Annotated in this window: 14 protein-coding genes; 13 read left to right on the top strand and 1 reads right to left on the bottom strand. The window is 43.7% G+C overall.

Annotated features, from left to right (window positions below):
- The first annotated feature begins 38 nt into the window (after positions 1–38).
- Together FGL37_RS05780 and FGL37_RS05775 are read left to right on the top strand one after the other, a co-directional pair.
- Positions 39–1631 carry a DUF3843 family protein gene (locus tag FGL37_RS05780; protein ID WP_138096688.1) on the top strand — a complete coding sequence of 531 codons (1593 nt, stop codon included), beginning with the start codon at positions 39–41 and terminating at the stop codon, positions 1629–1631.
- Between the two features lie 229 nt (positions 1632–1860).
- A complete protein-coding gene (locus tag FGL37_RS05775) occupies positions 1861–4338 on the top strand; it encodes a phosphocholine-specific phospholipase C (RefSeq protein WP_028070791.1) in 2478 nt (825 codons plus the stop codon).
- Between the two features lie 96 nt (positions 4339–4434).
- Here the strand turns inward: FGL37_RS05775 and FGL37_RS25520 are convergent, their stop codons facing one another.
- Positions 4435–4638, bottom strand: coding sequence for a TlpA family protein disulfide reductase (locus FGL37_RS25520; RefSeq protein WP_028070790.1), 204 nt, complete (start codon positions 4636–4638; stop codon positions 4435–4437).
- Positions 4639–4699: 61 nt separating this feature from the next.
- On the opposite strand from FGL37_RS25520, the gene FGL37_RS05765 reads away from it, so the two are divergent.
- From FGL37_RS05765 to FGL37_RS05715, 11 genes are all read left to right on the top strand, one after another.
- Positions 4700–7054, top strand: coding sequence for a GH92 family glycosyl hydrolase (locus FGL37_RS05765; protein WP_051607069.1), 2355 nt, complete (start codon positions 4700–4702; stop codon positions 7052–7054).
- Between the two features lie 6 nt (positions 7055–7060).
- Positions 7061–7783 carry a basic secretory protein-like protein gene (locus FGL37_RS05760; protein ID WP_051607068.1) on the top strand — a complete coding sequence of 241 codons (723 nt, stop codon included), beginning with the start codon at positions 7061–7063 and terminating at the stop codon, positions 7781–7783.
- A gap of 10 nt (positions 7784–7793) precedes the next feature.
- Entirely contained in the window at positions 7794–10088 is a 2295-nt protein-coding gene (locus FGL37_RS05755) for a GH92 family glycosyl hydrolase (RefSeq protein ID WP_028070787.1), read from the top strand.
- Positions 10089–10262: 174 nt separating this feature from the next.
- Positions 10263–11498: a sensor histidine kinase gene (locus FGL37_RS05750; RefSeq protein WP_160169511.1), complete on the top strand. Its 1236-nt coding sequence runs from the start codon at positions 10263–10265 to the stop codon at positions 11496–11498.
- Between the two features lie 7 nt (positions 11499–11505).
- On the top strand, positions 11506–12198 hold the full coding sequence (locus FGL37_RS05745; RefSeq protein ID WP_028070785.1) for a response regulator transcription factor: 693 nt from the start codon (positions 11506–11508) through the stop codon (positions 12196–12198).
- Positions 12199–12357: 159 nt separating this feature from the next.
- Complete coding sequence (locus FGL37_RS05740) at positions 12358–15609, top strand: SusC/RagA family TonB-linked outer membrane protein (RefSeq protein ID WP_028070784.1); 3252 nt, start codon at positions 12358–12360, stop codon at positions 15607–15609.
- A gap of 5 nt (positions 15610–15614) precedes the next feature.
- Positions 15615–17552, top strand: coding sequence for a RagB/SusD family nutrient uptake outer membrane protein (locus FGL37_RS05735; RefSeq protein WP_197734451.1), 1938 nt, complete (start codon positions 15615–15617; stop codon positions 17550–17552).
- Positions 17553–17728: 176 nt separating this feature from the next.
- On the top strand, positions 17729–20020 hold the full coding sequence (locus FGL37_RS05730) for a GH92 family glycosyl hydrolase (RefSeq protein ID WP_081817917.1): 2292 nt from the start codon (positions 17729–17731) through the stop codon (positions 20018–20020).
- A gap of 8 nt (positions 20021–20028) precedes the next feature.
- Positions 20029–20961 (top strand): endonuclease/exonuclease/phosphatase family protein, encoded by a 933-nt coding sequence (locus FGL37_RS05725; protein WP_028070781.1) that lies wholly within the window; start codon positions 20029–20031, stop codon positions 20959–20961.
- 129 nt (positions 20962–21090) lie between these two features.
- On the top strand, positions 21091–21453 hold the full coding sequence (locus tag FGL37_RS05720) for a hypothetical protein (RefSeq protein WP_028070780.1): 363 nt from the start codon (positions 21091–21093) through the stop codon (positions 21451–21453).
- 143 nt (positions 21454–21596) lie between these two features.
- Complete coding sequence (locus tag FGL37_RS05715) at positions 21597–22703, top strand: efflux RND transporter periplasmic adaptor subunit (protein ID WP_028070779.1); 1107 nt, start codon at positions 21597–21599, stop codon at positions 22701–22703.
- The last annotated feature ends 13 nt before the right edge of the window (positions 22704–22716 follow it).

The following is a 22716-nucleotide window of genomic DNA, read 5'->3' as shown; positions in this document are numbered from 1 at the left end:
TCGAAAATTTGGCTACTTTTGGATTTAGCATTTTTCATATGAGAGGAAACAGAATTTTTATTCAGGATTGGATTGCACACCATACTTACCAGAAGACAAATGAAATAGATAGTTATTATTTGAAAGTTGCAAATGAGATCAATGATAATCTGTCCACTTTGTGGTTTGAAGATTCGGAAACCAATGATTTGATCCACACAGACGCGTTAAGAACATTGAGTATTTACCTTACCTGCTATTTAGAAGATGTCATTGCGAGCGCGGGAATATTTGCAGCCTTCAGAAGCATCCATAAAGAATTGTACAATCAATTTTTACCTTTCTATCAGGATGATAACCTTGCTGACTACTATCCGGAAGATATCAATAGTGAAGATGTGGCGGTGCTGACCTGGCTATTTTTTAGTGAACGTAATCCGCATCTTTTTATCGACCCCCATGGCCGTTTGATACAATTGGTAACAGATCTGGCCTATGCGGTTTTGGAGACCCATTACGAAGTCGCTCCGGAAAATGCAAAGTTAAGATTGGAATATACACTAGGTGAAGAAGCCAGCTATTTTGAGGTTCGCAACTTTATAGAGAAGCTTGTTGCGACCAATTACCTGACTGCGGGTGAATATAATACTAACCTGAACCAGCTCATGCATGTTGCTGAGTTAGGCCGTTACCAGCATGATCAAGCGCAACTGCAGCAGATGGTCTACCGCGTGCGGGACAATCATTTCAATAATTACAGGCTTCATCTGTTTGCGCTGAAGTCGTCAGAGTTTGCGGCGGCGGTAGTCGGACCGCAGCACGGACTCTATCAGACTGTCAAAACATTAGGCGACCGTATCCATAGTTTTTTCTCGTATATCAAAGCAGACGAGCAGTTTGTGCATGTCAAGCATATCGGGACGAAAGTGCCTTTCAAGATTTATCGGGATTCTATCCAGAAATTTGTGGAGCCCACAGAGCCTATATCTTTTTATATGGAAATTGTACCCTGGAAAGATGCCTGGAACCTTTCTGGAATTATGACGGTTGTCGGGCCTGAGGAAATCAATTTTGATCTGCCGGAGCAATATGAGATGACGTATCGGATTGAAGCCATGCAAGGCAAGGACAAGAGCCTGAAGAAAAACGAGAAACAACTTCGGGATATGGGCAAGCTGTTCCAGTCCAAACAGGGGGCAGCAGTAGCTTTTATGGAGGGTAAGGACGTAAAAGCGTTTGCAGAAGAATTCTTTAAAACCTATCAGCAAAAATACCCGGATAAAGAAGATTCTCCTTTACCGGAATCTAATTTAGATATCGCGGATGAGGCAAAAGTTACGCTTTTCTTTAATCCCAAAACAGGGCTTGAAGTATTCGGGGGAATAGAGGAGTTTTTCCCGCTGCCGCATAACCCCTTTATTGATAAAGAAGGTGATGATAAGGAAACTACCTTGCCTTTCGCTCGTTATTTTCTGAATCTTTTGGTTGAGGACTTTTTCCCGAGTGAGCTACCTAAGTATTATGCGGCTCTATTTAAAGCGGAAGTTGACAAGCAATTTTTCTTTCCGCTAGAAGAAAATGTACTGGATTTCTTCCTACGGTTTTATAAACGCGGCAGCTATTTCCTTGGGCCGTTTCCACTGCTGAAATAGACAATCTTTTAGTCAGCATCCAGCGCTTAATGAGCGCTACATTGCGGTGGGAGATGATCAAAGAAAAGGACCAGATCCATGAGGTACTGGTCCTTTTTTATGCATAGGGGATCTGCCTCAATCGATTGCGTTGCTGTTTGTTAAAATCGTTACACAAAAAAGCGACTGTTAATAGATATATTCGCTATGAAACCAATGTATTTATAGGAGAAAACAATAATTTGCAGTTATGGATAGTAGAAGAGATTTTATCAAGAAGGCATCTTTATTGGCCGGCGTTTTTGGTTTTCAGAACGCAGTCCCAGAGGCGATACAGCGTGCATTAGCTATTGAACCTGTTGCTGGAAGCAGCTTTTTAGATGCCGAACATATCGTTCTTTTGATGCAGGAAAACCGTTCCTTTGATCACAGCTTCGGAACCTTGCGGGGAGTCCGCGGATTTAATGATCCCAGGGCGATCAGACTGCCTTCCGGCAACCCCGTATGGTTGCAATCCAGCGATTCTGGCACCACCTACTCTCCCTTTCGCTTAGATATCAAGAATTCGAATGCCGCCTGGACAGGCAATCTGCCTCACTCCTGGGAAAATCAGATGGCGGCCAGAAATAAAGGTAAACATGATAACTGGATCGAGGCAAAACGTCCGGGAGGGAAAGTCTTAAGTGAAATACCGCTGACCATGGGCTATTATACCCGCGAAGACATTCCCTTTTACTATGCGTTGGCGGACGCCTTCACTATATGCGACCAACATTTTTGTTCCTCTATCACGGGGACAACGACAAACCGTCACTTTTTTTGGACCGGCACCTGCGTGCCAGAGCCGGGTGCCAAGCCTTTGGTTCGCAACTCCGATATCTATTTCAACCGGTGGGCGCATTGGAAAACATATCCTGAACGGTTGGAGGAAGCGGGAATCACCTGGAAGGTATATCAGAATGAAGTCAGTATGGAAAGTGGTCTCGATGGCGAGGAATTGCTCGGTAACTTTACCGACAATAATCTTGAATGGTTTGCCCAATATCATATCGGATTCAAAAAGAGTCATCTGGAATTTATGCGTAAACGGGTGGCCGAATTGCCCGCTGAGATTCAGGAGATCGAGCGGTCTCTATCTGCCGGTACGGCCGAGAGCGTTCAGAAAAGTAAGAATAAGCTTAAACAAAAGCAGGAGCAGCTGAAGAGTTACAGCGCGAAGCTAAATAGATTCGCGGAGGACGCGTACCAGCAGCTGCCCAGGTCACAAAGAGCACTACATGAGAAAGCCTTTCAGACCAATGAGGCGGATCCTTATTACCGCGAAACCACTACAGTGACTCACGAAGGAGAGCAGATCAAGGTGCCGAAGGGAGATGTATTGTATCAGTTTAGAAAAGATGTAGCGTCAGGTCACTTGCCAACCGTATCGTGGCTCGTGGCTCCGCAATGTTTCTCGGATCACCCCAGTGCACCGATGTATGGCGCTTGGTACGTATCGGAGATTTTGAATATTCTGACTGAAAATCCGGAAGTCTGGAAGAAAACAATTTTTATCCTCAACTATGATGAGAATGACGGTTATTTTGACCATGTGCCACCGTTCGTTGCTCCTGATCCAGCCGATCCTCGATCAGGTAAAACCTCGGCCGGATTGGATTATAGCGGTGAATATGTGAGTTTGGAACAGGAACTGGCGGATGGCGAGAAAAAGGAGAATGCTACCGAAGGGCCTGTCGGACTGGGGTATCGGGTTCCGTTGATTGTTGCATCACCTTGGTCCCGGGGCGGCTGGGTAAATTCCGAAGTGTGTGATATCACCTCTACTATCCAATTTATGGAGTATTTTTTTGCGCATAAACTGGGTAAGCAGGTGGAGGAAAGCAATATCAGCTCATGGCGCCGTGCTATTACGGGTAATCTGACTTCGGTATTCCGGAAGGCGGATGCTGTAGATCCTGTGGATTTGCCATTTTTGGACCGTAATCAGCAAATTTATGATATTGACCGTGCGAAGGCCAAACCGCTGCCGAATAACTTTCATGTGTGGACCGCCGAGGATATGGAAAAGTTGCGGTCTCTGGGACACTCTGATCTATTGGCAAGGCAGGAGAAAGGACAGAAAAATTCCAGCGCTCTAGCTTACGAGCTTTATAGCGATGCCACTGTCGATGCCACTGGCGGCAAGATAGCGATTACGATGAGGGCGGGAAACAAGGTGTTCGGAAGTCAATCACTAAACAGCCCTTTTAACGTTTATAGCGGTTCAGGTTATAAAGATGGCGTGAGTTTTTGGCCTTTTGCTGTGGTTGCGGGAGAATCATTAAACTTTGAATGGGATCTAGCTGACTTTAAAGAGGGCTATTATGATCTAACGGTCTATGGTCCGAATGGCTTTATGCGTGGATTTAAAGGTAAGAATGAGCCCCTTTCGGTTGTGGCTACCTATGAGATCGGGAAGAAAGGCGTCCCGACAGGAAATGTCATTGTCGAGGTGAGCAATCAAGGCGAAAAACCCCTGCCTGTGCAAATCAAAGATAATGCATACAGCAGCTGGAAAAAGAATGCCGTAGTCGGCGCCGGCCGATCGGTAAGATGGATTGTGGAGTCCCATCAGGTTGAGGGATGGTATGACGTTTCGGTACAGATCTCGGGAAGCCAATATGTGCGTCAATTTGCCGGGCGTGTAGAGACAGGCAAACATTCCAAAACTGATCCGCAGTTGGGTTAACCAAGGCCATAGAATGCAAGCAGAATACAGATCTATGTTTGTTAGAAATCCCCCAGTTGTTGAATGCTGGGGGATTTTGGTATGATTGGCAGACAGTTATTTTTTTAGCCATTCTTCGAGCAGCACTTTTAGCTTGGGATCGCTCGGGCGTGGGCTATCCGCTGAAATCAGGTTGCCGGCTTTGTCTATCAATAGGTAGCGTGGGATACCATTTACTTTATAAGGACGAGTATGGTATTCAGTTTTTGTAAAAATCATAAGACGGAAGGCTGGGAAAAACTTCCGTTTTTTTGAATTCATATTCTTTTTTATATCTTTACTAATACGTTTTAGTACAAAAATTTTTATATACTCCTAAATAATGAAGAAATCATTTAGTGTTTTTCTGGGCTCATTGTTGTCTTTGGGTTTGTTTTGCGCAAAACCGGTTTTGGCTCAGAAATTTCGAGGACAGCAAATCGAGGCTGTCGATCTGGTAAATCCGTTGATGGGTACGGAGTCCAAATTTGAGCTCTCCAACGGTAATACTTATCCCGCTATTGCGAGACCGTGGGGGATGAATATGTGGACACCGCAAACCGGCAAAAATGGGGATGGCTGGCAGTATCAGTATACTGCCGATAAGATCCGCGGTCTTAAACAAACGCATCAGCCTTCACCCTGGATGAACGATTATGGTGTTTTCTCGATTATGCCCGTTACCGGTAAACCTGTTTTTGATCAAGATGAGCGGGCGAGCTGGTTTTCTCATAAAGCGGAAATTGTAAAACCTTATTACTACTCGGTTTACCTGGCTGATCATGATGTCACTGCGGAGATGACACCGACCGAACGTGCAGCCATGTTCCGGATCTCCTTCAACAAGACTGATGATGCCTATATTGTTTTGGATGCCTACGATAAAGGATCTGAAGTGCAGATTATCCCTGAAAAAAATATGATTATCGGTTATTCGTCGAAATATGCCCGTGGTCCGTTGCCGGAGAATTTTCGGAATTATTTTGTTCTTGTCTTCGATCAGCCCTTTGCTAGCGTAGCGACATGGGAAGGAAAGGAGAAGAAAAATGGGCAATTGCAGATTAAAGGAAACCACACCGGAGCAATCGTCGGTTTTAAGATCACAGATAAGTCTAAACCTGTTCAGGTCAAAGTAGCTTCTTCTTTTATCAGTGCTGAGCAGGCGATGTTGAATTTGAATGAACTCGGCAATAAATCGTTCGATCAGATTAAGGAGGATGGCCGTCAGATCTGGAATGCGACGCTGGGTAAGATTAAAGTCGAGGGAGATGATATTGATCAGCTGCGTACATTTTATTCGACAATGTACCGCACCTTGTTTTTTCCGAATAAACTATATGAGATCGACGCCCAGGGCAAGATTGTCCATTACAGCCCCTATAATGGCAAGACGCTACCGGGTTACCTGTTTGGCGGAACAGGTTTTTGGGATACCTTTAGAGCCTTGTATCCTTTCTTAAATTTTATGTATCCTTCCATTAATAAGGAGATGCAGGAAGGGTTACTCAATGCGTATCTGGAGGGCGGTTTTCTGCCTGAATGGAGCAGCCCCGGATATGCTGATATTATGGTCGGTAACAACTCTGCTTCGGTCGTTTCGGATGCTTATATGAAAGGTCTTCGGGGCTATGATATCGATAAGCTGTACGAGGCACTGCTACATGGAGCAAATCATGAAGGGCCAATGACTGCTGTCGGACGTAAAGGAGTGGACTATTACAATAGCCTGGGGTATGTGCCATATGATGTTAAAATCAATGAAAATGCCGCCCGTACATTGGAATATGCCTATGATGACTTTACGATCTATCAGCTGGCCAAAGCGCTCAGCCGTCCAAAAGCAGAAATTGATCTGTATGCAAAACGTGCACAGAACTATAAAAATCTTTTTGATCCTTCCACAAACCTGATGCGTGGCAAAAATAAGGACGGAAAATTCCAGACACCTTTCAATCCACTCAAATGGGGAGACGCATTTACGGAAGGAAATAGCTGGCATTATTCCTGGAGTGTCTTCCACGATGTGAAGGGATTGATTGATTTGATGGGGGGCGAGAAAACCTTTGTCAATATGCTGGATTCGGTATTTGTTCAGGCTCCTGATTTCGATGATAGTTATTATGGTGGTGTGATCCATGAAATCCGTGAAATGCAGGTGGCCAACATGGGACAGTATGCGCATGGCAATCAACCCATTCAACATATGCCTTATTTGTATAATTATGCTGGTCAGCCATGGAAAACACAATATTGGGTACGTCAGGTCATGGACAGGATGTACAAACCCACTCCTGACGGTTACTGTGGTGATGAAGACAATGGACAGACTTCAGCCTGGTACGTGTTTTCGGCTCTGGGATTCTACCCTGTCTGTCCAGCGACGGATGAATATGTACTAGGAGCTCCTTTGTTTAAAAAGGCCACGTTAACTTTTGATAATGGCAAAACCCTGACTATAGATGCTCCAAAGAACTCAAGTGAAAATATATATGTCAATGCCCTGCAGATGAATGGCCAAAGTTATGGTAAAAACTGGTTGAGTCACAAGGCTCTGCACGAGGGGGGAGACCTGCACTTTGACATGGCATCGGCACCTAATTACAATAGAGGCAACACGGCAGATGCTGCTCCTTATTCGATGTCCAACGAGCTGAAGATGGGTGCACCTAAGGCGACTAAGTCAAAAAAGAAAAAATAATAAGCCATGATGAACGTTAAATTTTTGAACACGGCTTTTGCTGCCCTGGGTCTTCTGTTTTCCTTTTCGCTTTCTGCGCAGGATAACTGGCAGCATACCGAAAACGACCGGAAGGTTGCGGTCGAAGTTGACAGTATCACCAAAGGCGGTTATACCTTGATCTGGATAAATAAAGACAAGGATTTTAATCCGGCGCTGAAGGTGAGATTGCAGGATGCGTATTTCACGAATTACCCTAAGCTGGCCAAAAAGTATAACCCGAAGACGATAAAAAAAGTGTCATTTGTCATTGATCCTGATTACAAAGGTGTAGCGGCAACAGCGGGTGGAATCGTTAGGTATAGCCCTGCCTGGTTTGCCAAAAATCCGGGCGATATCGATGTGGTGACGCATGAAGTCATGCATATTGTGCAAGCTTATCCGGAAGGTGCCGGCCCTTGGTGGATAACTGAGGGAATTGCCGATTTTGTGCGTTTTGAGGATGGTCTGGATAATGCCGGAGCAAACTGGAAACTGCCCGAATTTACGGAAAAACAGAAGTACACCGATTCGTACCGTACTACAGCACGATTTTTTTATTGGATCAACAAGCATATAAAGAAGGATTTTGTTAAAAAATTGGACGCGGCCATGCGCAATAAAACCTATAACGAGGATTTTTGGAAAATGCAGACGGGAAAGACTATTGATGAGTTGTGGGCAGCTTATAGCCAAAATCCGACGATCTAATTCTGAAGAGATGAATATAAAAAGTTTAGTCTGTTTGGGGCTACTGTCTTTCCCCTGTTTATTGAGAGCACAGGAGACCAAACTTATTCAATATGTGAAGCCCCTGATCGGAACTGCCCGTATGGGCCACACCTTTCCGGGGGCCACGGTTCCCTTTGGCGCGGTGCAATTAAGCCCAGATACAGATACCCTATCTTATGCCGTGAACGGACGGTATAATGGCGATGTCTATAAATACTGTGCCGGCTATCAGTATGATGACCCGACGATCGTAGGATTTAGTCATACCCATTTCAGTGGTACAGGGCATTCGGATCTGGGGGATATATTGGTTATGCCTACTCAGGGCAAAGTGCAGCTTAACCCCGGCACCGCCAGCCGTCCGGAGGAGGGCTATCGGTCGCCTTATTCCCATGCCAATGAACGTGCCGAACCCAACTACTACAGTGTGCTGCTCGACAAGCACCGGATTAAAGCGGAAATGACCACCACTACCCGAGTAGGTATACATCGTTATACCTTCTCACAGTCTGATGCTTCTCATCTTATTCTCGACTTGACAGCGGGAATCTATAATTATGAAGGAAAAAATGTGTGGACAGTAGTGAAGGTATTGAATGATTCGACACTTGTGGGATACCGGCAGACAAATGGCTGGTCAAGGACCCGCACAGTATATTTTGCTATAAAGACGTCAAAGCCTTTCAAGAATTACGGAGCGAAATACGAAGATGGGAAAACAGTGTATAATGGTTTCTGGCGTAAGTTTGATCAGCAAAACAACTTCCCTGATTTGGCTGCGCATAACATCAAACTGCATCTGGACTTCGATACGAAGGAGCAGGAGGCGGTCCTGATGAAGGTCGCACTCAGCCCGGTAAGTATGAAAAATGCACTGAGCAATATGCAGATAGAAGTTCCGGATTGGAATTTCGAAGCATATGTCAGGCAAGGACAGCTTGCCTGGGAAAAGGAACTGCGAAAGATTGAGGCGGATATGCTGAACAAGGAAGATCTGGTCAATTTTTATACGGCCATGTATCATGCCAGTTTAATGCCAACCATATATATGGACCAAAATGGAGAGTATAAAGGTTTGGATCAGGAAGTACACCGTGCAGACGGTTTTACAAACTATACTTCCTTTTCACTGTGGGATACGTTCAGGGCTTTCCATCCGCTCTTGAATCTGATCAATCCGTCACGCAATGCAGACATGGTGGCCTCCATGATGGCACATTATGAGCAGAGTGTGTTAAAGATGTTGCCAATCTGGTCACATTATGCCAATGACAACTGGTGTATGAGTGGTTATCATTCGGTTTCGGTCATTGCGGACGCTATTCTAAAAGGCGTTTATAAAGGAGATCCAGAAGCAGCTTTACAGGCCTGCGTGCAGACAGCGAATGCGAGAAGGTATGAAGGCATCGGACCTTATATGGATAAGGGATATGTACCTGATGACGTCTCTGGCACCTCGGTGTCCAATACCTTGGAGTATGCCTATGATGATTGGTGTATTGCACAGCTGGCTAAAAAACTGGGCAAGGATAATATTTACCAAACGTTTTCGAAACGGGCCGCAAGCTGGAAGTCGCTTTACGATAAATCGATCGGTTTTATGCGTCCAAAAGATTCTACAGGTAAATTTAGGCCTGCCTTCGATGTCCTGGATACGCACGGACAAGGATTTATTGAAGGCAACTCCTGGAATTACAGCCTATATGTACCTCATCAGCCGGTTGAGCTGATGGAGCTGATGGGCGGAAAGAAGAAACTGGAGATTTATCTGGACTCTTTATTTACGATGGAGCTGCCGGATAAATATTTTGAGCATACCGAAGACATTACCAGGGACGGAATTATTGGAAACTATGTGCACGGAAATGAGCCATCGCATCATGTCGCTTATCTATACAATATCACGGGCAGCCCCTGGAAAGCGCAGGCCCGTTTACGTCAGATCATCCGTAATCAATACCACAATGGGCATGCTGGTCTGGGAGGTAATGATGACTGCGGGCAGATGTCGGCCTGGTATCTTTTCACAGCACTTGGATTTTATCCTGTTGCGCCCGGAGAAGACAGCTACTGGATTGGCAGCCCATTGGTCAAATCGGCAAAAATTAACTTTGAAAGCGGTAAGAGCCTCGTGGTGACCGCGCATAACCAGTCTGAAAAGAATGTGTATGTGAAATCAGTTTCCTTGAACGGCCGGCGACTGACTGACTGGAAGCTTTCCTTCCAGGAGATCATTAATGGTGGCACGCTGCTCTTTGAAATGGGGCCGAAACCGAATACGTAAGAAGTCTGCAGCGTAATGAGACGATCGCATGTATACAAGTGGATAGCTGTCTGTTGCTTTTTATTATTTTTAGTGTTGCAATATCTTATGATTGCACGATCCTATGACATTAAAAGGAGTCAGCTATTCCAAAAAGAAAAACGGGAAATCAGGGCCGTCTATAACAGACACATCTTGAATGATAAAATATATCCTGGAGGGCAAAAGCTTATTGATACGGCCTTGATCCCGCACATGAATCGTCTTAAATATAGGTATGAGGAAAATACGATTGCTTTTTATGCTTTAAGAGATAGTCTTTCGGAACAGTTGTGTGCTAAGCTCCGGAGTGAATCAACCATGGATAGCCTTTTTCAGGTGATTCAATCAGAGGTTGGCCTAGGCGAAGGTTTTGGTTATTCATTAGTGTTAAAAGAGGTTTCAATAACCTTCGATGCGAGAACATTCATTCCAATTATTGATTTTGCAGAAGATCAATTTCTTCTTATTGGAGGTGATCCTCAGTTTATAGAAGCAGAGAATTTGGTCTCATCTATCGCTGTAGCGGCGAATAGTAAAATGTCCAATCGTGTGGCCTTCGCTTTATACGTGGGAAATACCCACACCGTCCTGTCGGTTCTCAAGGCTATTTTTCCATTGCTACTCCTCTCCGGATGTTGCATTACTGGAATTATTGGGCTTTACTGGGGCACTTATCGTAATTGGATGAAACAGAAACGGATGGCGGAAATGGCTTCTGATTTTATTAATAATGTTACCCATGAATTTAATACCCCTTTAACTACGATACGTATTGCATTATCAAATATAGCGGCAAAGGTATCCAAGGAAGAGAAATTAAAAATTTCGGCAACACTCGACACTATGGGGCGCCAAATAAAGCGCCTGGATAGATTGGTTAACAAGGCCATAGATTTGAGTATTTTTAATCAGGAACAAATCATTTTTGAGGAATGCTCTCTTGTGGAACTTTTGGGTCAACTCAAGCAGGATCTCGCCGTCCTAATTCATGAAAACACCAATATTCACATAACAACAGCGACGGTAGGCCAAGATGTTAAGGTTCTCGTAAACCCATTTCTGTTTGTAACCATGATCAATAATTTGGTTGATAATGGGCTCAAATATAATAACGCGAGGTATAAGGAAATTGACATTCATCTTGGATATGCTGCGAACAATGGATTAGTCCTTGCAGTCCAGGACAATGGAATAGGAATATCCGATAGCCAATTGCCACATATTTTTACTAAAGGGTACCGGGGCAAACGGTATGCGCGCTCGACCGGCTTAGGATTGGGCCTGTTTTTCGTTATGGAAGTCGTCCGAATCCACCGATGGCATATTGAAGTTAAATCAGATGAACAACGTGGAACCACCTTTTTTATATTTATGCCAATAATCAATTAACATGTCAATGTATGACCATATATTATTGATTGAGGACGATATTGATTTGGCAACCATGCTAGGGGATTATCTGTCAAATAGTGGATTTGAAGTTACTCATGTTATATCAGCCGAAGATGGTATGAGTCAATATGAGGTAAATAAGTTTGGCATTTTAATAGTCGATATACAATTGCCCAATTGGGACGGATTCCAATTTGTAGAATACATTTCTCAGATAAATAGAAACCAATATTTCCTGTTCCTGACGGCACGTTTGTCAAAGATTGACCGTTTGAGGGGGCTACGTTTAGGTGGAAACGATTATATTACAAAACCTTTTGATGTAGAGGAACTCGTTCTTAAATTGCGTAATTACGTCGTCAAGCATGATGTTTACTCGCATAAATCTTTAAATGTGGGTGATATAAAACTAGATTATAATTTATTGGCTATCGAGTTTCAAGACAAATCTCGGCAGCTAGTCTCGCCTCGGGAATTTGAACTGTGGAGTTTTCTTTTGAACAAACCCAATATACTTCTTAAGAGAGAAGAGATTCTCATGGCGCTTTGGGGCGAAAATGATTATTTTCTTGGGCGTAGTCTCGATGTCTTTATCTGTAAGATCAGGAAGATGCTGAAAAGATCGCGGTACGTCGCCATCAAGACAGTTTACAAAGTAGGGTTTATCTTAGAAGTCAATTCGGATAATTGTCATTAACGATCGATTAACAAGTTTCTCGCTTCTTTCTTTTTACTTTTACTAAAACGAATTAGTTTTTTAAGTGGAAATTCTTTTTCAGAACATATTCCTATGTTTTGAAATGGGCCCGCTGACCAATTGTTGTATTAGTAAAACCAAGAATAAATTTTTTTATTTATGAAAAGAAAGGTAATTCCATTATTTCTTACTCTTTCGGTTTGTAGTCCTTATTTGCAAGCCGAACTGAGGAGCCCTTCGGATCCCATTTACGCGAAACAGGAGAAAATCGTCATTGAGGGAACCGTCACCAATAATTCAACAGGAAAGGTATTGCAGGGTGTCAGCGTGGTTGTAAAAGGTCTTGGCAAATCCACCAAGACGGACGCGGCCGGCAAGTATCGCATTGAAGTACCTTATAAGGATGCGGTTCTAACGTTTTCCTATATCGGATTTCAGCCACAGCAAATTGAATTAGCGGGCCGAACAACAATAACAGTAAGCCTTGTTGAAGATGTAAGAGCGTTGGAGGATGTTGTCGTGGTGGGGTATACAACGCAAAAAAAGAAAAATGTTGTCGGTGCAGTTGCCACGATTACAACAAAAGATCTAGTGCAAAGTCCTGCTGCTAACATTAATAATATGTTGGCCGGGCGATTGCCGGGGTTGGTTGTCAACCAATATGCAGGTGGGGAGCCGGGAGTGGACCGCTCTGAGCTTTTTATTCGAGGTAAATCTACTTACGGCAATCAATCTCCAATTATTATTGTTGATGGGATCGAGCGGGATATGAGCTATCTGGCTCCAGATGAAATAGAGACCGTTTCTATACTGAAGGATGCGGCGGCGACAGCTCCCTATGGTATTCGTGGTGCAAATGGTGTAATTGTTGTAACGACAAAACGCGGGCAATCAGCGGATAAGGCTACAGTCGATTTTAAGGCGTCATACGGATTGAATACTCCAGCCCAATTACCAGAGCTGCTTGGATCTGCTGATTATGCTACACTTTATAATGAAGCGTTAATTAATGATGCAAAGCTATCTGGTGGGAATGTTGATAACCTGAAGTTATTTAGTCCTGAGGCTATTGATAGTTTCAGAAAGGCCAAGGGAGATAACTCAGATGGTCTCGGGTATAACTGGGATTATTTCGATTACATTTTTAGAACTGCACCTCAGCATGAATATAACCTATCTATACGTGGAGGTAACGAAATTGCTAAGTATTTCGTTATGGGCGGTTATATGGGGCAAGATAATAATTATGATCATGTCGATTTATCGAAATATAGTGTAGCGCCTAAATTTCAACGCTATAATTTTAGATCAAATATTGATGTTAATATTACAAAAAACCTATGGGTAAAATTAAATCTCGGGGCACGGATCACGAACCGTACCTCCCCGGGCACTTCGGCGGGTAGATTAATGACCTTAGCCATGACTCAGCCTCCATATTTACCCATCGTGTTGGATCCCAACAACCAACCATCCACACAGCAATATTTGCTAAACAATCCTTCAGGTTTATTGTTTGGTAACCAAATCTATCGTTTCAACGTTCTGGGCGAATTGACCAGATCTGGTTATCATACAGAGAAAAATACCTATTTAGAGGGCAGTTTTGCTGTTGGTTGGAATATGGATTTTATCACAAAAGGCCTTTCTGTTGACGGAGTGTTTTCCTATGATGCGAAGGAACAGCAGTGGGTGAGACGTGAATTGGGAACATATAGTGAAGGTTACAGGGTGTACCCCAATTATGCGACTTTCCAACCTACCAATGGTATAGATATTTTTATGAATCCGGGACATTATGAGGGTACATATACCAATGGGAATAAATACACCGTTGACCAAACCGTAGGCAACAATTTTACGCAGAGTAGTCCTTTTAATAGAACTTTTTTGCAAGCAAAAATAAACTATAATCGTCTATTCAATGAGAAGCACCAAGTCACTGGAATGTTATTATTCAATCGATCGAGCCAATCTGTGTATGATGCTGGAAATTCGAGAGCCAGTGTAGATATCCGGTATCAAGGCATGACGGGGCAATTCACTTACAATTATCTGGAGAAATATTTGGCTGAGTTCAATTTCGGATACAATGGATCTGAAAATTTTATTGAAGGTAAGCGGTATGGCTTTTTTCCTGCAGGAGCATTGGGATGGGTGATAAGTAAAGAAAAATTCATGGACGGCACCAAAGATTGGCTCAGCTTTCTGAAACTGAGAGCATCCATGGGACTTGTTGGAAATGACAAAATGCCCGGTGATGCGCGGTTCGGATACCTCGCTTTTTTTCAGGGAGGAGATGGCTACAGCTTTGGAGAACAGAACTTTAACAATGGGCAAAGTGGACTCCGGGAAGGGCGTTTAGCGAATGAGAACATCACTTGGGAGAAGTCTAGGAAAACTAACATTGGTCTCGATATGGGATTAATAAATAACAAGATGAATTTCAGTGTTGATGTGTTTGAAGACTATCGTTATGATATCATTACCGAGCTTGGTAGCGACGATATTGGATTCCCGGGGGTGGTTGGCAAAGGATCACCACTCATCAACATCGGGAAGGTACGTAATCGTGGTATCGACATTGAAATGACTTATTCCGACATGATAGGAGACCATTTGAGATTTTTTTTAAAGCCTAATTTTACCTTTTCGCGAAACAAACTGGTCTATAGGCAAGAGGTGCCACGTCAATACGAATATCGACAAGCTACTGGCAAGCGATTATATGAGAACTTTGTGTACGTCTTTGATCATTTTGTGAAGGATCAAGCCGAGGCAGACCAGTTAAATCAAAGTAATTTTCAGCCTTGGGGAATTGTAGGCCCCGGGGACGTGGTTTATAAAGATTTAAATGGAGATGGCAAGATCACTGACCTGGGTGATCGGACTGTCATGGGAAACCCAAGGAGCCCGGAAATTCAGTTTGGACTACCTATGTCTTTACAATATAAGGGATTCGATTTTAGTCTTTTATTTCAAGGAGCGTTAAACTCATCCATTTTATTGAAAGATGCGGCTGTATGGGATTTCCCGACTTTTGATCAAGATAAGCTGGGTTCAGTGAGACCACTGCACATGGGACGATGGACTCCGGAAACTGCGACGACAGCGACCTATCCAGCTTTGCATATCGGTAATTCGGAGAATAACAAAAACAGTAATAGTAGCTTATTCTTATACGACGCAAAATATTTGCGGCTTAAAAATATTGAAATTGGTTATAATCTTCCAAAAGACTTGATTAAGAAAATAGGTCTGAATCAATTGCGTGTTTATGCGCAAGGAATGAATCTATTTACATGGTCTGGGCTTAAAGATTTGAGCATTGATCCCGAAATGGGAAATACCAGTGGGTACTGGTATCCGATCTTAAAAGTGTATAATTTTGGGATAAACCTTAATTTTTAACCTTTATGAATCTTTTAAAAATGAAAAAATATGTTTTATTTATAGCCACTTGTCTTGCATTGGCAATCACTAGTTGTAACAAGTATTTAGACAAGCTACCGGATGATCAGATTCGTGAAGATGAGGTTTTTACGCGGTATGAGAAAGTCAATCAGCTTGTAACGGATGTATATGCGAAAGCGAAGGGAGTCAATCAGCCGATTTCTTGGTTTTATCATTTTTCAAGTGCAGCTATAACAGATGAAGCGGAAGGATCAACCGTTGAAGGCAACATTACTAACCGTTATAATACCGGTGATTGGAATATCAATGAATTACCTGGTGATAATGGCCAGTTCTGGAACAGTATGTATGATGGAATCCGTCGAACAAATGTTATCCTGGAAGGAATAAAAAAATATAATACACCCGACGATATTTTGGAGCCAGGGTCGCTACCTATGCGCATAGGGGAAGTGTATTTCTTAAGGGCTTATTTCCATCTAATGGCTGTACGAATTTATGGTGAGGTACCCTATATCGATCATGTCATAACAGCAACTGAGAACATGAATTTTGAACGGGAATCTGTACATAGGGTTATAGAAAAAATTGTGGCTGATGCGACTTTAGCCTACAACGCTGTACCAGAAAAATGGGAGGGACAGAATTTTGGACGTATTGATAAAGGTGCCTGTCTTGGATTGATAGCTGAAGCACGTTGGATCGGAGCAACTCCTCTTTGGAATGGTGCCGCTGCTAAGGGTTATAACGGGAGCCGCAAGTTCGAAGCCGAATATGCAACTGCCGATCCTCAGCGTTGGGTCAAAGCTAAGGAAGCTGCGAAAGCGGTTTTAGATTTTACTGTTTCCGGCGGAAAGCGTTATAGTCTTTATCAGAAATATTCAGCTTCAGATTTTGGAGACAGCGGCGGTCAGAATACAAGTAACTCTACGGTATATACTCGGCTTTGGCAAATGTTTTACGATATGGAAGCCTTTAAAAGCGAGTATGTACTCTTTTTTACGCGTTATAAAGGTGAAGGTTGGTTTGGCGATGTCTATCCTCCTAGCCGAGGAGGCGGAGCACGCCAAATGCCAGTCCAAGAGCAAGTGGATGAATATGAATATATATCTCCTGATGGTTATGGCTATCCAATCTATAGTGTCAAAGCTAAACAAGATGGTTATGACGATGCAAATCCATACGTTTCTGTAAAAAGAGATCCGCGATTTTATCGTGATATTATATTTCATGGGGCGGCATTCCGGGGTGGAAATAATAATCCTTCGCAAACGAATGTGGCCAGTGGAGCTGACCAAATCGGCGCAAATAATGCAACCCGTACCGGTTATTACTTAAGAAAGTTTCTACAGGAGGCTTGGAATAAGAATGGTAGCGTTATTATTAGTGCTCCACCCGTTTGGCGTTTGCCTGACTTTATTTACATCTATGCCGAAGCGGTAAATGAGCTCGATGGACCGACCCAAGAGATTTATGATCTAATCAATCAGGTGAGATCAAGATCCTTCATGGTCCCGATGCCAAAGAGTACGCTTGGTGACAAAAATTTAATGCGGGAGTATATCTACAGGGAAAGAAGAGTGGAATTTTTCTACGAAAATAAGCGAGCTTTTGATAGTAGACTGTACCTTGAACCCAGCAGTTCGACGGAAAAAGCGAAGTATGAGCGTTTCACCGCTTCTGGTAGTTCAAACAGCGAAAGGAGTATAAATTATTGGAAAACATACAATAGTTCTTATCCTAAACTGCAGAATATGATCAATGGAATGCGACCTGTTGAGGATGCAAACGGTAAGATACAGATAGGTGACAAAAGGTATCGGATGGAGCGTTTCTTTGTCGAAAGTCGGGTATTTGAAGCCCCTAAACATTATTTATTTCCTATTTTGAATTCAGAACTTCAGAAATCTCCTTCGTTGGGACAAAATCCCGGCTGGTAATTTTCCTGATAACAGAAAGTCCCACAATCAATCTTATGTTTGGCTGTGGGATTTTTTTGTAACCATCTTGTGAAGATATCCTGAATTTTGCCCACCTTTTAAAATTCTTGTCTATATTTACTAATTCGTTTTAGCTTTTTAGCTCCGAAGGAATTGTGTCAACCAAATAAACAGATATGTTCAATATTAAAAAATTAAGTGGAGGAGTCCTTTTGTTGCTGCTCGCCTGCGCCGGGAAGGCACAGCAAGTATCTCCTGTAGATTATGTGAACCCACTGATCGGAACCGAGTCCAAATATGAATTGTCCAACGGGAATACCTATCCTGCGATTGCACGCCCCTGGGGAATGAACTTTTGGACACCACAGACCGGTAACATGGGGGACGGCTGGGTATATACCTATACCGCCGATAAAATCAAAGGATTTAAACAGACCCATCAGCCCAGTCCCTGGAATAATGATTATGGCCAGTTTTCATTAATGCCAGTAACAGGTAGACCCGAATTTGACCAGGAGAAGCGCGCTAGCTGGTTTTCACATAAGGCAGAGGTGGCCAAGCCTTACTATTACAGCGTTTATCTGGCCGATCATGATGTGACCACCGAACTTAGTCCTACACAGCGGGCCGCTATCTTCCAGTTCACTTTTCCTAAAACCGACAGTGCCTATGTCATTATCGATGCCTTTGATAAAGGTTCCTATATCAAGGTGATTCCACAGGAAAATAAGATCATCGGTTATTCGACAAAAAATAGCGGTGGTGTTCCCGACAATTTCAAAAATTATTTTGTGATCACCTTTGACCAGCCTTTTTCGTACTCTACGGGTGTAAAAAGCGGGCAAATCAAAGGTAATGAACTTGAAATCCAAGATAATCACGCCGGTGCAATAGTTGGGTTTCGGGCATTAAAAAGAGGAGACAAGGTCATGGCTAGGGTTGCATCCTCATTTATCAGTTTTGAGCAGGCGGAACGTAATTTGAACGAAGTAGAAAACAAAACGTTTGAGGAGGTCGTCCGTGAAGGGAGAGCGCAGTGGAATGAGGTCCTGGGACGTATTCAGATTGAAGATCACAACATAGACCGGCTGCGTACTTTCTATTCCTGTCTATACCGTTCGACCTTGTTTCCACGGGATTTTTCTGAGATCGACGCTTCCGGAAACCGTATGCACTACAGCCCCTATAACGGACAGGTACTGCCGGGCGAGATGTTTACGGATACCGGTTTCTGGGATACGTTCCGAAGCTTGTTTCCTCTGCTCAATTTATTATATCCGTCCATGAATGACCGTATGCAGGAGGGCTTAGTCAATGCGTACAAAGAAAGCGGATTCCTTCCTGAATGGGCGTCACCCGGACATCGCGCTTCTATGATTGGCAATAACTCGGCCTCGGTTGTCGCCGATGCGCTGATCACCAGCCGCAAGGGATATGACAAGGAGCTGCTATGGGAAGCGTTGAAACACGGAGCCCACCATGCTTATCCGGAACATTCTTCTACCGGCCGTTTTGGTTATGAATATTATAACAAACTGGGGTATATCCCTGCCGATGTAAAAGTGGATCAGAATGTGGCCCGCTCACTGGAATATGCTTACAATGACTGGTGTATATACACCTATGGAAAAGCCCTGGGCAAACCCAAATCGGAGACAGCGATCTACGCTCAGCGAGCGTTGAATTACCGAAATCTTTTTGATCCTACCACAAAGCTGATGCGTGGTAAAAATTCCGACGGCTCATTGGTGGCTAACTTTGATCCCAGCGCATGGTCCCGGGAATATACAGAAGGAAATGCCTGGCATTGGAGCTTTTGTGTATTTCATGATCCACAGGGGCTCATTGACCTGATGGGCGGAAACAAATCTTTCGTTGCCATGCTGGATACCGTGTTTGTTATTCCAAGTTATGAGGGCATGAAAAGCCGGAGCATGATTCACGAAATGCGGGAAATGCAGGTGATGAACATGGGACAATACGCGCATGGTAATCAGCCGATTCAGCATATGCCCTACCTTTATAACTACGCGGGCCAGCCTTGGAAAGCGCAATATTGGGTACGGAAGATTATGGATAAGTTATACCTTCCGACGCCTGATGGTTACTGTGGTGATGAGGACAATGGGCAGACATCAGCTTGGTATGTGTTCTCTTCGTTGGGATTCTACCCCGTTGCGCCCGGATCTGGCGAATACGTAATTGGTTCCCCCCAGTTTGACAAAGTGACATTGAAACTAGAAAACGGCAAACAGGTCCATATTCGCGCGAATGGTCAAGGCACCGATCGTGTATATGTGGATCAGCTCCGTTGGGACGGTAAGCTGTATGAGAAAAACTATATCCGCTATGCGGATTTACTGAAAGGCGCAGATCTAGATTTCACGATGAGCGATGAGCCCAATACAAAACGTGGTATCCGGAAGGAAGACGCACCCTATTCCTTTAGTAATGATAAAATAAAGTAAGCTGAACAATGAGACGACAAAATGTACTTACTTTTTTGTGCTGCTGTTTGATTTCCTTATGGCAGGCAGCGGGATTTGCTCAGGACAGATTGCATCTTACGATTGGCAGCTATAACATCCGCTACGATAATGCAGGCGACCGGCAGGCTGGAAACGGCTGGGAGCAACGTCTTCCTGTCATAGCCTCATTAATTGATTTTGTGGATTATGACGTCTTTGGCGCGCAGGAGGTGTTGGCGTCGCAGCTTGAGGATCTCAAAAAATCGCTCCCTGCGTATGACTATGTGGGAGTAGGCCGGGATGACGGCAAAGTAGCCGGTGAGTTTGCTCCGATCTTTTTTAAGAAAGACAAGTTCCGAAAATTGAAAACTGGGGTCTTCTGGCTTTCACAATCCCCCGGGCAACCGTCAAAAGGCTGGGATGCTGCTCTGCCGCGGATCTGTACCTGGGTGCAGCTGGAGCACATCCGGTCAGGACAGAAGTTATGGTACTTTAATCTGCATATGGATCACGTGGGGATTCAGGCGAGAGAGGAAAGCAGTAAATTGGTCGTGAACAAAATGCGGGAACTGGCCAAAAATGACCGTGCGATCTTGACCGGAGATTTTAACGTAGATCAGCATAATACAATCTATTCCACCTTGCAGCAATCGGGTTTTATCCGTGATAGCTACGCACTTGCCCCAAGCAAGTTGGCTTGGAACGGTACATTTAATGCTTTTGATAATAACCTTTGGACGGACAGCCGGATAGACCATGTGTTTGTCACCCCAAGCATCAAGGTGAGACATTATGCTGTATTAACTGAGTCTTACCGGAGCCCGAAAGAGGATCAGCAAGAGGTGAAGAAGGGAGACTTCCCCAAAGAGCTTTCTTTTAAGCAGTATGAAACCAGACTTCCCTCGGACCATTTTCCGGTTGTGGTAAAAATAGACATGTGAAAAGAAGCGGTACATCGGCTAAATCCACGACAAACCATGACAGCAATTTTGTGGCTGTCATGGTTTTTTTACATGAATACCACACTGTTGGTGTTCTAAAATCCTATCTTTGTGGTGCAAAAATTCGATATGCTAGGTAAATTATTCTATTATTTTACACTCTTTGCTTACCTCAACCTGCTGACGTATGAATCTTTTTCATCCGCGACGGGTCAGGTATTGCATGCGGGTGAGACGATCGTAGAATATTTTCTTGATGATATACTGGATTTAGAACCTATTCACTCTTCTCCGGAGGAGAAAGTACTGCTGCAGGACGACTACCGTATCTTTTCGCTTAACAATCAGGTGCTGTCGGTCTTCATCTTTATCTTTGGGATTTTATTCACAGCCTTCTGTTTTTCGAAGGATAAAGTTCACCCATTTTACCGCTCCAAGACGCTTTGTCTACCCGGCTATTACCGTTTTCTCTATCGGTTCAGGCCATTCTAGCTACAGTCTCTTATCTTCCTGCTGACGTCTAAAATCCGCTGTGCTTTTTCCGGATGGTTTACAGCACAATTGGCTTTGGGCCCTATGGTTATGGGGCGCTTTTAGATCTCATTCCATTTAACATTTACATTTTTTATCGTTTTATGAAGAAATTACTTGCATTGTGCCTTTTGTTGGGTACGGTAGGTTCGCTGGCTTCATGCCGCTCCTCCAACGCTAATGCTGATCAAAAAGAAGAAATTAAAAACATACCGGTTACGCCGCTGATTGTTATGGATACAACTGTGTATCAAGAATACATTGCGGATATACAGGCGTTTAAAAATGTGGAGGTGCGCTCCAAACTGAACGGATTCCTTGACAAAATCTATGTGGATGAGGGAGCCTGGGTGAAAAAAGGCCAGGTGCTGTTCAAATACAACAACGAAGAGTACCGTGCTGAGCTGGCAAAGGCCAAGGCGCAGTATGATAATTCCATTGCTGAGGCTCAGAAAATAAAGCTGGAGATGGAACGGACCCAGAAGTTGGTGGATAAAAATATTGTGAGCCCTTCAGAGTATAATCTGCTGAAGATACAGTTAAAGGCTGCGAATTCGAAAATTGAAGAGGCACGGGCGCTCGTCAATCAAGCCCAGACCAAATTGGACTATACCGTGATCCATGCTCCATTTGATGGCCGCATTGACCGTATATTATTGAAGGAAGGCTCTTTGCTAACGGAAGGAAGTCTTATTACCACCATTTCGGACCTCAGTCAGGTCAATGTGTATTTTGATATCTCCGAACGCGAATACCTGACCATGATGCAGGACAAACTGAACGGTAAGGACACCAAGAAGACCGTGAAATTAATTCTGGCGAACGGTGCTTTATATCCACATGAAGGGGTCGCTCACATTGTCGAAAGTGAATTTGAAGCAAATACCGGATCGATTTCATTACGGGTACAGTTCCCCAATGCTGAACATATCTTAAAGCATGGGGCAACAGGAAAAATTGCGGTCCCTATGGAAACCGGACAGCATACCTTTGTACACCAAAAATCCGTATTTGAAATTCAGGACAAGACCTACGTCTATACCATGCAGTCCGATAGCACGGTTAAAATGACACCTTTTGTAGCCGGATCGCGGGTTGGACATTACTATATTGTCGAAGGTGGCCTGGATCCCAATGTCAAGGTGGTCTACGAGGGCGTGCAGAATTTGCGTAATGGCATGAAGATTAACCCAAAATTGAGGAAGCTGTAGCGGAGGATAAATT

This window comes from Sphingobacterium thalpophilum (genome assembly GCF_901482695.1).
In the GTDB taxonomy this organism is placed as follows: domain Bacteria; phylum Bacteroidota; class Bacteroidia; order Sphingobacteriales; family Sphingobacteriaceae; genus Sphingobacterium; species Sphingobacterium thalpophilum.
The sequence above is the reverse complement of the archived record's forward strand: the minus strand, read 5'-3'. Positions and strand labels throughout refer to the sequence as shown.

Coding starts and splice junctions, on each gene's coding strand:
- FGL37_RS05780 (WP_138096688.1), top strand. CDS start 39: ATGAGAGGAAACAGAATTTTTATTCAGGATTGGATTGCACACCATACT.
- FGL37_RS05775 (WP_028070791.1), top strand. CDS start 1,861: ATGGATAGTAGAAGAGATTTTATCAAGAAGGCATCTTTATTGGCCGGC.
- FGL37_RS25520 (WP_028070790.1), bottom strand. CDS start 4,638: ATGAATTCAAAAAAACGGAAGTTTTTCCCAGCCTTCCGTCTTATGATT.
- FGL37_RS05765 (WP_051607069.1), top strand. CDS start 4,700: ATGAAGAAATCATTTAGTGTTTTTCTGGGCTCATTGTTGTCTTTGGGT.
- FGL37_RS05760 (WP_051607068.1), top strand. CDS start 7,061: ATGATGAACGTTAAATTTTTGAACACGGCTTTTGCTGCCCTGGGTCTT.
- FGL37_RS05755 (WP_028070787.1), top strand. CDS start 7,794: ATGAATATAAAAAGTTTAGTCTGTTTGGGGCTACTGTCTTTCCCCTGT.
- FGL37_RS05745 (WP_028070785.1), top strand. CDS start 11,506: ATGTATGACCATATATTATTGATTGAGGACGATATTGATTTGGCAACC.
- FGL37_RS05740 (WP_028070784.1), top strand. CDS start 12,358: ATGAAAAGAAAGGTAATTCCATTATTTCTTACTCTTTCGGTTTGTAGT.
- FGL37_RS05735 (WP_197734451.1), top strand. CDS start 15,615: ATGAATCTTTTAAAAATGAAAAAATATGTTTTATTTATAGCCACTTGT.
- FGL37_RS05730 (WP_081817917.1), top strand. CDS start 17,729: ATGTTCAATATTAAAAAATTAAGTGGAGGAGTCCTTTTGTTGCTGCTC.
- FGL37_RS05725 (WP_028070781.1), top strand. CDS start 20,029: ATGAGACGACAAAATGTACTTACTTTTTTGTGCTGCTGTTTGATTTCC.
- FGL37_RS05720 (WP_028070780.1), top strand. CDS start 21,091: ATGCTAGGTAAATTATTCTATTATTTTACACTCTTTGCTTACCTCAAC.
- FGL37_RS05715 (WP_028070779.1), top strand. CDS start 21,597: ATGAAGAAATTACTTGCATTGTGCCTTTTGTTGGGTACGGTAGGTTCG.